Source organism: Arthrobacter humicola (assembly GCF_039531445.1).
In the GTDB taxonomy this organism is placed as follows: Bacteria; Actinomycetota; Actinomycetes; order Actinomycetales; family Micrococcaceae; genus Arthrobacter; species Arthrobacter humicola.
In genome coordinates this window covers 81174-93509 of sequence record NZ_BAAAQB010000008.1, presented here as the reverse complement: position 1 = coordinate 93509, position 12336 = coordinate 81174, and the positions used below count along the sequence as shown (strand labels likewise).

Genomic DNA, 12336 nt, shown 5'->3' with positions numbered 1-12336 from the left:
GGTTGCAACGATGTGAGACCGGTCACGGTCCGGTGCCCCGGGCCGTGACGTTTCAGGCGCTCAGTTCCCGGTCCAGCCGTTCCAGATCGGCGACGACGGCGGCACGCTTGGGCGAGCGCGGTGCCAGCAGCTTCAGCGCGGCGGTCCGGACGTCGACGTCGTCCTTTGCCTCGGGCAGTTCGGCGTACTTCAGCAGTGACTCGGCACTGCCGTCCGTCAGCAGGGCCTCGCGCATCAGCGCGGAAACCCTGGCCCGCAGCTCCACGATGCCGGGCGCCTCCGAGCGCGGCAGTACGGCGCCGCGGTAGATTTCCAGCGCTATCCGGTGAGCGCCGCGTTGCAGGCAGCTCAGCACCTGTCCGGAGTCCGGCACGAGGTCGACCGGCAAGCGGTACGGGCGTGACGCCGGGACGGCTTCGGGATTGAGCTGCTGCAAGACTTTGCGCAGCCGTACCATCTCCGCGCGCAGCGTCATGGTGGAGGCCTCCCCGGGGTACAGGAGGGCGCACAGCTCCTCGGCGTTCAGCCCTTCGGGGTGGGTGCTGAGCAGGGCGAGGATCTCACTGTGCCGGGCGGACAGGGACACGGTGCGGCCGTCAATGCTGAGCAGGGCCTGATCGCGGCCAAGCAGCTGGAGGCTGTTCCGGTACAGGCTGCCAGCGGCCGATGCCCCGGCCGTTTTCGGCGCGGCCGGGCTTCTCCTCCGGGAGGGCGAGGACTGGCGTGCGGCGGCCAGCTGGAGCCGTTCCACCCGCAGATGCGCCTGGGCAGCGGCGACCGTCGCCTCGACAAGGGACAGGGTATGCGGGGCCACGGCCGACTCCGTGCCGGTGATGTCCACAACCCCCAGCAGTGCGCCGGAATCCGGGTCGTGGAACGGCACGGCCGTGCAGCTCCAGGGATGCACCGAACGCTTATAGTGCTCCGCGCCGGAGATCTGGATGCCCCGGCCCAGGGCCAGCGCGGTGCCCGGGGCGCTGGTGCCCACCGTCGCCTCGGACCAGTCAGCCCCGGGGACGAACATCATGCCTTCGGCCCGGCGCTGCAGGGCGGCGTCGCCTTCGACCCACAGCAGCCGGCCGACCTCGTCCCCCACGGCCACCAGCATCCCGCTGTCGTGGCTTGGCAGGACCAAAAGCTTATGGATCACAGGCATGATGGCGGCCAAGGGGTGCTGGCGGCGGTATTCCTCAAGTTCTTCGCGGTCCATGGCCAGAGGGGCCTCGGGGTTGTCCGGGTTGGCGTGCAGTTCCGCCGAACGCCGCCACGACTCCTGGATCAGGCTACTGAGCCCGGGCAGGTGCAGGTCCTCCGGAAAGACGAGACCCCGGGAATCCAGTTCCTCGTGCCCGGCACTGGCATGCTTCTGCCGCAGCGCTGCGGTGACCCCGCCTGCTGGCGGTAGCAGCGCTGCCGGATGGACCAGATTCCTCATTGAACTCCCACCGGACGGGCTCGACGGCGTGCCGGAGGCCGCCTCGTCCGGCCCAGTCTAGTTCCGTGCGGGGAGTTTGGAAATGCACCGTTTTGTTCCACCGGTGGGCCCGGGCGGGCTCAGGCGCCGGCTCCCGGCGGCAGGACGTAGCTCTTGATCTCGCCCACGTGCTGGATCTCGGGGCGTGGCAGCCCGGCGGCCGCTATCAGCTCTTGGAATTCCCTGCCGCCGCTGAAACGGTCAAAGACCTCCCGGCTCGGGCACGTGTCCAGAACGGCGATGCCGTCCTCCGTCTGCACGCACAGATGCAGCTCCAACTGGCCGGCGGGCAGGAGGGCCAGCAAGCGGTCGTGGCCTGCGAGAAGCTCCGCCGGGTCGCCGCGGAAGCTGTACATTCCCAGATACATGGTGCCCAGATACATGGCGGGTCTCCTTCACGTGGATTGCTTGAGTGCAGGCCGTCGCCCGGCCCAGGGGCTGGCCTGCTCCAGCTGGGCGGCCAGCCGGAAGAGGGTCGCTTCGGCGCCGAAGCCGGCGAGGAAGGACATCCCGACGGGAAGCCCGGCGGAATCGGTGCCCAGCGGCACGGACATGGCCGGGTTGCCTGTGATGTTGGCGTATTCGCCGTCGAACATCAGGAAGCGGCCGGCCTCCCGTTCCCCGCGGACGGGGTCCTCCGCCGTCGCCGTCAGCGTGCCGAGCGGCAGCGGCGGCCAGCCGACTGTCGGCGTCAGCCACAGATCGTAGGTCTGGAAGAAGCCTGCAACCCGGCGGCTGAAGCGTTGCAACTCCTCAACGCCCTGCAGGTAATCCCCGGCGCTGACCTTCCGGCCGCGCCCGAACAGGACCTCGGTATACGGTTCCACCTCCCCCGGTTCGGGCCCCCGGCCCAGCCGCCGAGTCCAGTAGCCCTCGATCCAGGCGGCTGCGGCGGCGTATACGGCCCGGATGGCGTGGTGCCCCGCCCGGTCCAGGGGTTCGGGGTGCGCTTCCTGGACGTCGTGGCCCAGGTCGCTCAGCAAGCGCACGGCGGCGTCGAAGGCCCGCAGGTAGTCAGGATGGACAGTCTGGCCGCGATTGGGAGTGGCCGTGGCCGCGATCCTGAGCTGTCCCGGCGGTGTCACGGCCTCGGCTGCATAGGGGCGTGGCCGTGGCGGCGCCAGGTAGGGGTCCCCGGGCGCCGGACCGGCCACGGCGTCCAGCAGCGCTGCGGCGTCGCGGACTGTGCGGGTCAGGGCGAATTCGGCGGCGAGGCCGCCGACGACATCGCCGTATTCCGGGCCTAGCGGCACCCGTCCCCGGGTCGGTTTCAGGCCGACCAGCCCGCACCACGCCGCGGGATACCGGAGCGACCCGCCGAGGTCGTTGCCATGGGCCATCGGGACGATCCCGGCGGCGACGGCGGCCGCCGACCCGCCGCTGGATCCGCTCGTGGAGCGGGACAGGTCCCAGGGGTTGCGGGTTGCGCCGTGCAGGACCGGTTCGCAGTGCGGGCTCAGTCCGAACTCGCACGTATTGGTTTTGCCGATGATGGCCAGTCCCGTCTGGCGGAAGCGCCGCGCGAGTTCCTGGCTGTGGCCGGAGACGTTTCCGGCGAGCCAGCGTGAGCCTTCGGAGAACGGCGTCCCGGCGATTTCCAGCGCGAGGTCCTTGACCAGGAACGGCACCCCGGCAAACGGAAGGTCGTCGGTGGGGGTGCTGCCGTTTGCCGGGGTGGCGTCGGGGGTGTCGGTGTCCAGCCCGGCGATCACGGCATTCACCACCGGGTTGAGTTCCCTGATGCGGTCCCGTGCCTCGGCGAGGAGTTCGGCGGCACTGACCTGGCCGGAGCGGACCAGGTCGGCCTGCTCCGTGGCATCCATCCACCGGAGTTGTTCGTCCACGGCACCTCCCGAAGGGGAATCGCGGCAGGGAAACACAGCACGGGGTCACGTCACACGTCACACCACGACGGTTACAGCACGGGGTTTGCAGCACGGCGGTATAGCGTCCGCCGCGCAGTCCTTGTGCGTGAAATTCTACGTCCGGGCGCCGCTGACGGGACAGGCTAGTCGCGGGAAATCTCAATCATCTCCTCGCGCGGAACTACCTTGATGCGCTCCCGCTCAATCCCGTTGGCGTTCTCCGCAGCCGACCACTCCGCACCGAGGGCGAGCTCGTGGGCATCGAGCTTGATCCACCCTTCCCAGGTCGTGTACTGGATGCCGCGTTCCTGCAGCAGATCGATGATGGCCTGCGGGTCCGGGTTCTGCGCCGGCGGCAAGGTGAGCCGGTCCTCCAGCAGGTAGCCGATGGTCTCCAGCGCGTCACCCTTGGTGTGGCCGATCAGCCCGACGGGTCCGCGCTTGATCCAGCCGGTGGCGTAGATCCCGGGGACCGGCTTCCCCTCGGCGTCGAGGACACGGCCGCCCTCGTTGGGGACAACGCCGCGGCGGGCATCGTACTCCAGCTCATCCAGCGGCGAACCGTGGTAGCCGATTGCCCGGTAGACGGCCTGGACCGGGTAGTCAAGGAATTCTCCGGTGCCCTTGACGTTCCCGGTGCCGTCGAGCTGCATGCGTTCGAACTTGATGCCGGCGACTTTGCCGGGATTCGCGGCGTCGTCATGGATCTCGACCGGGCTGTGCAGGAAGTGCAGGTGCAGCCGTCGCGAGGACGGTTCCTCGGCTTCGGCGTGGTCCTCGACGAGCCAGTTGGTCAGGGTGTTGACCATGGTCCGGATCTGGTTGTTGTTGCGGATGGCCTCATCCGAGGCTTCGTCGAACTCGAAGTCCTCCGGATACAGCACAATGTCCACGTCCTTGGCGTGGCTGAGTTCGCGCAGCTCCAGCGGGGTGAACTTCACTTGGGCCGGCCCGCGGCGGCCGAAGACATGGACGTCGGTGACCGGCGAGTCCTTGAGGGCCCGGTAGACGTTGTCCGGGATTTCGGTGACCAGGAGTTCATCGGCGTGCTTGACCAGCATGCGGGCCACGTCCAGGGCCACGTTGCCGTTGCCGATCACGGCGATCTCCTTCGCCTCCAGCGGCCAGTCCCGCGGCACGTCCGGGTGGCCGTCGTACCAGGAGACGAAGTCGGCCCCGCCAAAGGAACCCTCGAGCCCGATCCCGGGAATGTCCAGCTCGGCGTCTTTGATGGCTCCCGTGGAGAAGATGACGGCATCGTAGAAGGCGCGGAAGTCATGCAGCGTCAGGTCCCGGCCGTAGGTGACGTTGCCAAGGAACCGGATGTCGCCGCGGTCCAGGACTTTGTGCAGGGCGTTGACGATGCCTTTGATCCGGGGATGGTCAGGAGCCACCCCGTAGCGGATCAGGCCGTACGGCGCCGGGTATGCCTCGAAGAGATCGATGCTGACCTCGACGTCGCCGTCTTTGACCTCATTGGACTTCGTCAGGATGTCCGCGGCGTAGACGCCGGCCGGACCCGCGCCGACAATGGCGACGCGGAGGGGACGAGTGGATGTGGATTCGGCCGAGTTGGACACCGGGAGCCCTTCTGAGTCTTAGGGACAGCGCCAGTACATGCAGCGCACAGGCCCCTATTCTAAATGTCGCCGGGCGGCCTGTGGCCCGGTTGGTAGGAATAGGCGCCGTGCAGGTGGTGTTATTGGTCTTGTGCCTAAGCCCGAACGATCCTTCTCCCCCGCCCCGCCGACCGACCCGCGCGTCCCAGCACCTGCAGGGCGCCCGGCGCCGCTGCCGCCGGCCGGACTCGCGCCGGTAGATAAGGAAACGACGCCGGGGATCCTGTTCGGGATCGGCGCGTACGGGCTGTGGGGACTGCTGCCCCTGTACTTCTATGCGCTCCAGCCTGCCGGCGCGATCGAAATCGTCGCCAACCGGGTGGTCTGGTCCCTCGTGTTCTGCGTCCTGCTGATCACCGTCACGCGCTCCTGGCGGGTGCTGGCTGCTGCGTTCCGGAACCGCGCGGTGATCGGCCCGCTGTCCATCGCCGCGGCTCTGATCGCGGTGAACTGGCTGACCTACACCTACGGCGTGACCACCGGCCAGGCCGTAGAGGCCTCCCTGGGCTACTTCATCAACCCGCTGGTCTCGGTGCTGCTGGGGGTCTTTGTACTGAAGGAAAAGCTGAGGCCGCTGCAGTGGGCCGCCGTCGGCATCGGTTTTATCGCGGTGGGCGTGCTGACAGTCTCCTACGGCAAGCTCCCCTGGATCGCCCTGACGCTCGCGCTGAGCTTTGGCCTGTACGGCTTCGTCAAGAAGCGTGTCGGCCCGCGGGCGGACGCGATCACCAGTCTCACCGTGGAGACGATCGTGCTGGCCCCGCCGGCTGCGGCCACCATGATTGTGCTCGCGGTCAGCGGTGCGGCCACGCTGGCGTCCAACGGCGCCGGGCACTTCTGGCTGCTGGTCGCATCGGGTGTCATCACCGCCGTGCCGCTGCTGTTCTTCGGGGCCTCTGCCCGCCGGCTGCCCATGACCACCATCGGCTTGTTGCAGTACTTCGCACCCGTGCTGCAGTTCATTGTGGCGCTTGTGGTGTTCAAGGAACCCATGACTTTGGACCGCTGGATTGGCTTCGGCGTCGTGTGGCTGGCACTGCTCGTGCTGACGGTGGACATGCTGCTGGCGGCCGGGAAGAACTCCATGATCCGGAAACGGGCCCGCGCCGCCGCCTAGCAGGACTGCCCCGGCGGGTTAGCCGTCTGCGCACCAGGGCCGCCGTGCGTTAGTGTCATCATGAAGGACACGTTGGGGCGGAATTAAGGATTGCTGGTGCCAGAAAACGATCTTGAGACTCCGGGCGGCCGGGATATCTCGTCCCTGGGCTTCGACAGCAGCGGAATCCTGCGCCTCGAGTGGGCCCGGGGCATCGTCATTGACGCCCCGAATGCCCAACTCGCCATGGATCGGGTCAATGCCATGTGCGACGGCCGGCCCACGCCGCTGCTGATCGACATGGCCACCACGGAATCCGTCAGCCGGGCCGCGCGGGCCGTGTTCGCCAAACGCTGTGACGCGTCGGCCATCGCGCTGCTGGGCGCGTCCGCCGTTGACCGGGTTCTCGCCAACTTCTTCCTGGGCGTCAATTCGGCACCGGTCCCCACGCGCTTTTTCACCGACCGCGATGAGGCGGTCCGCTGGCTGATATCGCAGGGCCATGACGGGGCGTGATGACGACCGCCGCCTCGAGGAACTCGTAGACGGCATCGTCGTGCTGTCCTCGGGCGATCTTTCAAACCGTCTGGAGGTCTCACCGGCACGGGACGGCATCGACGCTGTCACGACCGGCATCAACCTGCTCGCTGAAGAGCTTCAAAGCATGTACGAAGACATGGAAGTCCGGGTCGCCGAGCGGACCGCGCTCTTGGAAGCGGCCAAAGCCGAACTCCGGCGCGTGATCAACACTGACGAGTTGACGGGGCTGGCCAGCCGCTCGCTGCTGCAGGAAAAAGTGGCCGAGGCCGTCACCGGAGCCGGCCGGGGCCCCCAGCCCGCGCTCATCCTGCTGGACCTCGACTCCTTCCGGCTCATCAATGACAGCCTTGGCCACGCGGCCGGGGACGCCGTCCTGCGGGAGGCAGCCCTGCGGCTGGGCGCCGCGGCCGGGGCCCGTCACTTGATCGCACGCCTCAGCGGCGATGAGTTCGCCGTGCTCGTGGTGGACCAGGAACCGGACGCCGTGCTGGAGATCGCGTCCCGCCTTAGCGAATCGCTGAAGGACAGAATCGTTGCCGGCGGCGTCGCGGTCGCCCTGACGGCCGGAACCGGGGTGCGGCTGGGCGAACCCGGGCTGAGCAGCGAGGAGCTCATCCGCGATGCCAACATCGCCATGCATGAGGCCAAGAAGCGCGGCCGGGACACCCTCCTGGTGTTTTCCGCGGCCATGCACGAGGCCGCCAAGCAGCGGGTTCACCTGGTGGCCGAGCTCCGGACGGCGCTGGCAACGGACGAGCTCGAGCTGGAATACCAGCCCATCATGGATCTGCGCACGGGGACGATTGCCGGGACGGAGGCCCTGATCCGGTGGCGCCACCCGGACCTGGGGCTGCTGGCGCCGGATACGTTCCTCGACGCCGCTGACGAGGCCGGGCTCACGGTAGAAATCGGCCACTGGGTGCTCCGGAACGCCATCGCGCAAACCGGACGATGGAAGTCCGATCCGGGGCTTCCGGCGGACTTCAGCACCCACATCAATCTCTCACCGGCGGACCTGCACCATGTCGATCTGGCACCGTATGTCGAAGACCTGCTGGTCCGGCACGGCGTCGAACCGCGCCACATCTCAATTGAAATCACCGAGACCGCGATCATGCGCGGCGGTCCGGAAGTGGCAGCCACCATGCAGTCGCTCAATGACCTTGGCGTCCGGATCGAGATCGACGACTTCGGTACGGGCTATTCCTCCATCAGCTACCTGCGCACCCTCCCTGCCTCGCAGGCGAAGATCGACAAGTCCCTCCTGGACGGGCTGACCACGGACCGGCAGCAGGAGACCTTCGTCGCGGCCATCTTGCAGCTGATCCATTCCGCCGGCCTGGGTGCCGTGGCCGAGGGTATCGAGGACCGGGAGCAGGCGGACCGCCTGCGGCACCTGGACTGTGAATTCGGCCAGGGATATTTCTTCAGCCGGCCCCTGCCCGTTGCGGACATGACGGACCTTCTGGCGCACAGGGACGGTGCAGCCGCATGAGCGGAGCCGGTACGGGGGACACGAGAAACACAGGTACGCCGAAGACAGCCACGAAAAACACAGGCACGCACAAGGCGGCGGACACGCTCCGGATGGTGGCCCGGGTGGTGGCCCTGTCCCTGCACCGCCCCCGGCGCCCGGACCGGCGCTGGGACGAGTTCTGGCGCGGAGTGTCGCAAGGAGTGCTCACGGAACCGATCATCTGGGACACTTCGACCGCCGGCGACGACGAAGTAAGGCAGCATCTGCGGGCCCTGGCGGCCCTGATGGACACCAGCCTTCCGGTGGTCGATCTCGGCTGCGGGAACGGAGCCCTCTCATGCCGGCTCGTCGAGGTCTTCCCCTCGGTGATGGGCGTCGATGTCTCGCCTGCGGCCGTGGCCGCGGCGCAGTCCGCCCACGCGCACGTCCTGGGCCTCAGCTTCCGGAGCCTGGACGCCACCCGGCCGGCCGCCGCGGCCGCGCTCGCGCACGAACTCGGCGACGTCAATGTCTTTGTCCGCGGTGTCTTCCACGTCCTTAGCCGGCGGCGCAAGGCACGCCTTGCGGATTCCATCAAAGCGCTCCTCGGCACCCAGGGACGGATTTACCTGGTGGAGACAAATGTCCCGGGCGGGGCGCTGAGCTATCTTCGGGGCCTGGGCGCCACAGGCGAGCGGATCCCGGGACCGCTGCGCCAGGCAATTTCTGCCCTGCCGAAACCGGGCCATTTCGGCCCCAGGCAACGCTCGCGGGCGTTTCCCGAACGGCACTGGACCCTCATCGCGGAAGGTCCCGGTGTCCTGGCAACGGTGCCGATGGAGACCGGCGGACCGCCCGGCAGCATTCCGGCGTACTGGGCGGTCCTGGCCCCGCGGCCCCAAACCTCCGGGAATCAGACCTCCGGGAATTAGACCTCCGGGAAGGTATCCACCCGCTGGTAGTCGCGCGGCACAACCACCATCGGCACCGGGAGGGCGCGCAGCACCTTGTTGGCGGTACTGCCGATGAAGAGTTTGTATTTCTCCGCCAGACGGGAGGATCCCACGATCATGACCTCGCCGTCGTCCCATTCCAGGTCGTCGATCGCTTCCTCGATCGTGCGCCCGTGGGCGACCTCCACACTGACGTGGTGGCCCTCCGGCAGGCGGTGCGCGGCGGCGGCGAGCACGGTATTGGCATGGATGTGGGCAGCGTTGACGTTCTCCCCGCCCTCCTCGTCGACGTCCAGTTCCACCAGGGAGACCAGCCGGAGCGGAACGCCGCGGCGCTCGGCGGATTCTATTGCGACGTCGATCGCCGCTTCTGCCCCGGGGCGCTGGCCCACGGCGAGGGTCAGGCGCGTGATGGGTTCGGTCCGGCGGTAACCGCGCGGCGCCAGTGCCACCGGAACCGGGGCGGCGTGCAGGAGCGCGTTGGCCACGCTGCCTATGGTGTGCCGCTTGAAGAGGCCGTTGCTGGCGGCGCCGACGACGATCAGGCCGGCCCGGTACTCGAGTGCCGCGTCGATGAGCCCCGCGGCGAACGAGTCCGCCTGGCGGACGTGAAAGTGCGCCTCCAGCCCTTCCGGAACCAGGGCCATACCCTCTCGTTCCGCCGAGTGGATATGCTGTTCCGCGGTCTGGGCGCGGCTTCCTTCCGGTTTCACGGCCGGATAGGGCGTGTGCCGGTCCACCACATAGACAAGGTCAAGATGCGCTCCCTGTGCCCGGGCCATGGCCGCAGCCAGGGCAACGGCGTCCGCGCCGCGTTCAGTGGGCGTATAACCGACTACGTATCGCATGTATGAACCCCTTATGGGTCTGTGGCAGACGCCAGCAGCGCCCCGGGGGTTCCGGGCGTCGTCGGCCGGTCTGCGTTCCTGCAGTGGTAGGAATGACTCTAGTCCAGGGACCGCAGAAACGGTGGTGACTTATGGCCCTGAGCTGCACAATCTTCTGTGTCTACGCTGGGATGGTCGAGGGGAGACCATCATGAATGTCATCAGCAACCGCAGGTGCCGGCCGCGGACTGCCGGACTGGGAGCTTTGACGCTCCTGCTGGTCCTCACCGCCTGCACCCCGCCCGCGCCGCAGCCATCGGCCAGCAGCCAGCCGCCGTCGCCTTCGCCGACCGCGACAGCGAGCCCGTCGCCGTCTGCGACCGGAGATGCTGATGAAACGGCACCCCCGCAACCCGGCGACAAGGTGATCTCGTCCACGATCACCCACGACTGGTCGGTGCCAAAGTCCGGCACCCCGTTCCACACGGACCACGAGAATCCCGTGCCCATCGCGCCTCCGCCGGCGGCTCCGCTGCCCACGCTGTACGCCATCGGCGCGGGCCAGCACCCCTCCGACACCCCGCCCTATGACCAGCTGAGCTTCCGGTTCAACGGCGGCTTCCCCAGCTACGACGTCGAGGTGGTCCCCGAGCTAGTGGCCGACGGCAGCGGCCAGCCGATCGACATGCCGGGAACGGGAACGATCCTTGAGGTGACGTTCCATGGCGCCCAGGCGCACACCGCGGACGGCAAGGCCAGCACGGTGACGAGCGCCCCGGCGCCGTCGATCGGATACGAGGCTCTCACGAGCTACGCGCCGGCCGGGGACTTAGAGGGCGTGCTGACGTACGGGATCGGCGTCGGCCGGCCCATGTCCACGGTCCCGGAAACGAAGGTGCGCGTTTACGAGGTGGAGAAAATCGAGCAGGGCCAGCACCTGTATGTCGTGGCGATCCAGCTGGACGCGACCGCCTGGAAGTAGCGAACGGGAAGTCAGGGCTTAAACAGCGGAAGAGCCGCGGATGATGTGTCCGCGGCTCTTCCGTTTTTCCGGCTAGACCGGTCTCCGGGAAGGGATTGCCTTCCCGGCAGTTTGTTGGCTAGGGGCTCAGGCGTTGGCCTTGATGGCCGCGGCCAGGACCTCGAGGCCGTCCAGCAGCAGTTCGTCGCTGATCACCAGCGGAGGCAGCAGCCGGATGACGTTGCCGTAGGTGCCGCAGGTGAGGATGATGACACCCTCCTTGAGGCAGGCTGCGGCGACGGCCTTGGTCAGCTCCGGGTTCGGTTCCTTGGAACCGGCCTGGACGAGCTCGATCGCCAGCATGGCGCCGCGGCCGCGGACATCGCCGATGACGGGCTGCTCGCTCGCCAGTTCACGCAGCTTGCCGAGGGCGATCTCCTCGATGTGCTTGGCGCGGGCGTTGAGGTTGTACTGCTCCATCGAGCCGATGGATGCCAGAGCGGCGGCGCACGCGACCGGGTTGCCGCCGTAGGTGCCGCCGAGGCCGCCGGGGTGGACTGCGTCGAGGAGGTCGGCACGGCCGGTGATGGCGGAGAGCGGCATGCCGCCGGCGATGCCCTTGGCCATGGTCAGGATGTCCGGGACAACACCTTCGTGGTTCACGGCGAACCATTCGCCGGTGCGGCAGAAGCCGGACTGGACCTCGTCGGCGATGAAGACGATGCCCTTGTCCTTGGCCCACGCGGCCAGCGCCGGCAGGAAACCCTCGGCGGGGACAATGAAGCCGCCCTCGCCCTGGATGGGTTCGATGATGATGGCGGCAACCTGGTCGCCGCCGATCTGCTTCTCGATCATGGTGATGGCGCGCTTGGCGGCCTCGGCACCGGTGATCTCCGGGTTTTCCTCGCGGAACGGGTAGCTCATCGGCATGCGGTAGACCTCGGGCGCAAACGGGCCGAAGTTGGTCTTGTACGGCATGGCCTTGGCGGTCAGCGCCATGGTCAGGTTGGTGCGGCCGTGGTAGGCGTGGTCAAAGGCGACGACGGCGTCCCGGCCGGTTGCCAGGCGGGCCACCTTGATGGCGTTCTCGACAGCCTCGGCACCGGAATTGAAGAGCACGGTGCGCTTCTCGTGGTCGCCCGGGGTGAGGCGGTTCAGCTGCTCGGCAACGGCCACGTAGCCTTCGTAGGGCGTGACCATGAAGCACGTGTGGGTGAAGTGCTCCACGGCTTCCTTCACGGCGCCGACGACGGCGGGGTCCGAGGCGCCGACGCTCGTCACGGCAATGCCGGAGCCGAGGTCGATGAAGGAGTTGCCGTCGACGTCATGGATGATGCCGCCGTCGGCGTCGGCCACGAACACCGGAACGCTGGACGCGACGCCGGCGGCGACGACCGCCTTGCGGCGCTCGGTCAGGGCAACGGACTTGGGGCCCGGGAAGTCCGCCTGGACGCGGCGCTTCTGCTCAAGCCGGTAGGTGATGTCATGTGCGGTGGTGGTCATGGGAAAGCCTTTCTAAGCGTGCGGTGAAGCGCGCGAGTTATG

At 67.9% G+C, this 12336-nt stretch carries 11 protein-coding genes; 5 read left to right on the top strand and 6 right to left on the bottom strand.

Annotation, left to right across the window (positions count from 1 at the left end; translation table 11 throughout):
• Window positions 1-52 precede the first annotated feature (52 nt).
• From ABD243_RS02995 to ABD243_RS02980, 4 genes are all read right to left on the bottom strand, one after another.
• On the bottom strand, window positions 53-1435 hold the full coding sequence (locus ABD243_RS02995; RefSeq protein WP_116765188.1) for a GAF domain-containing protein: 1383 nt from the start codon (window positions 1433-1435) through the stop codon (window positions 53-55).
• Window positions 1436-1554: 119 nt separating this feature from the next.
• A complete protein-coding gene (locus ABD243_RS02990; RefSeq protein ID WP_116765189.1) occupies window positions 1555-1857 on the bottom strand; it encodes a hypothetical protein in 303 nt (100 codons plus the stop codon).
• 12 nt (window positions 1858-1869) lie between these two features.
• Window positions 1870-3318 carry an amidase gene (locus ABD243_RS02985; RefSeq protein WP_344361924.1) on the bottom strand — a complete coding sequence of 483 codons (1449 nt, stop codon included), beginning with the start codon at window positions 3316-3318 and terminating at the stop codon, window positions 1870-1872.
• Window positions 3319-3482: 164 nt separating this feature from the next.
• On the bottom strand, window positions 3483-4919 hold the full coding sequence (locus tag ABD243_RS02980) for an FAD-dependent oxidoreductase (protein ID WP_344361922.1): 1437 nt from the start codon (window positions 4917-4919) through the stop codon (window positions 3483-3485).
• Between the two features lie 130 nt (window positions 4920-5049).
• On the opposite strand from ABD243_RS02980, the gene rarD reads away from it, so the two are divergent.
• The 4 genes from rarD to ABD243_RS02960 all read left to right on the top strand — a co-directional run bounded on the left by rarD (window position 5050) and on the right by ABD243_RS02960 (window position 8982).
• A complete protein-coding gene (gene rarD, locus ABD243_RS02975; RefSeq protein WP_425547116.1) occupies window positions 5050-6075 on the top strand; it encodes an EamA family transporter RarD in 1026 nt (341 codons plus the stop codon).
• A 90-nt stretch (window positions 6076-6165) separates the two neighbouring features.
• On the top strand, window positions 6166-6570 hold the full coding sequence (locus tag ABD243_RS02970; RefSeq protein WP_425547115.1) for a DUF7793 family protein: 405 nt from the start codon (window positions 6166-6168) through the stop codon (window positions 6568-6570).
• Window positions 6557-8089 (top strand): putative bifunctional diguanylate cyclase/phosphodiesterase, encoded by a 1533-nt coding sequence (locus ABD243_RS02965; protein WP_344361917.1) that lies wholly within the window; start codon window positions 6557-6559, stop codon window positions 8087-8089. Before ABD243_RS02970 ends, ABD243_RS02965 begins: the two co-directional genes overlap by 14 nt.
• Window positions 8086-8982: a methyltransferase domain-containing protein gene (locus tag ABD243_RS02960; protein ID WP_344361914.1), complete on the top strand. Its 897-nt coding sequence runs from the start codon at window positions 8086-8088 to the stop codon at window positions 8980-8982. Before ABD243_RS02965 ends, ABD243_RS02960 begins: the two co-directional genes overlap by 4 nt.
• Here ABD243_RS02960 and ABD243_RS02955 read toward each other — a convergent pair.
• Window positions 8979-9851, bottom strand: a complete 873-nt coding sequence (locus ABD243_RS02955) for a universal stress protein (RefSeq protein ID WP_344361911.1) — start codon at window positions 9849-9851, stop codon at window positions 8979-8981. The two genes, ABD243_RS02960 and ABD243_RS02955, sit on opposite strands and share 4 nt — an antisense overlap.
• A gap of 190 nt (window positions 9852-10041) precedes the next feature.
• On the opposite strand from ABD243_RS02955, the gene ABD243_RS02950 reads away from it, so the two are divergent.
• Window positions 10042-10812 carry an AMIN-like domain-containing (lipo)protein gene (locus tag ABD243_RS02950; protein ID WP_344361909.1) on the top strand — a complete coding sequence of 257 codons (771 nt, stop codon included), beginning with the start codon at window positions 10042-10044 and terminating at the stop codon, window positions 10810-10812.
• Window positions 10813-10938: 126 nt separating this feature from the next.
• Here the strand turns inward: ABD243_RS02950 and gabT are convergent, their stop codons facing one another.
• Window positions 10939-12294, bottom strand: coding sequence for a 4-aminobutyrate--2-oxoglutarate transaminase (gene gabT, locus ABD243_RS02945; RefSeq protein ID WP_091251295.1), 1356 nt, complete (start codon window positions 12292-12294; stop codon window positions 10939-10941).
• Window positions 12295-12336 lie beyond the last annotated feature (42 nt).

What these genes read in the sequence shown, in the direction of transcription:
- gabT (WP_091251295.1), bottom strand. Translation starts at nt 12,294, where the DNA reads ATGACCACCACCGCACATGACATCACCTACCGGCTTGAGCAGAAGCGC.
- ABD243_RS02960 (WP_344361914.1), top strand. Translation starts at nt 8,086, where the DNA reads ATGAGCGGAGCCGGTACGGGGGACACGAGAAACACAGGTACGCCGAAG.
- ABD243_RS02955 (WP_344361911.1), bottom strand. Translation starts at nt 9,851, where the DNA reads ATGCGATACGTAGTCGGTTATACGCCCACTGAACGCGGCGCGGACGCC.
- ABD243_RS02950 (WP_344361909.1), top strand. Translation starts at nt 10,042, where the DNA reads ATGAATGTCATCAGCAACCGCAGGTGCCGGCCGCGGACTGCCGGACTG.
- ABD243_RS02995 (WP_116765188.1), bottom strand. Translation starts at nt 1,435, where the DNA reads ATGAGGAATCTGGTCCATCCGGCAGCGCTGCTACCGCCAGCAGGCGGG.
- ABD243_RS02965 (WP_344361917.1), top strand. Translation starts at nt 6,557, where the DNA reads ATGACGGGGCGTGATGACGACCGCCGCCTCGAGGAACTCGTAGACGGC.
- ABD243_RS02990 (WP_116765189.1), bottom strand. Translation starts at nt 1,857, where the DNA reads ATGTATCTGGGCACCATGTATCTGGGAATGTACAGCTTCCGCGGCGAC.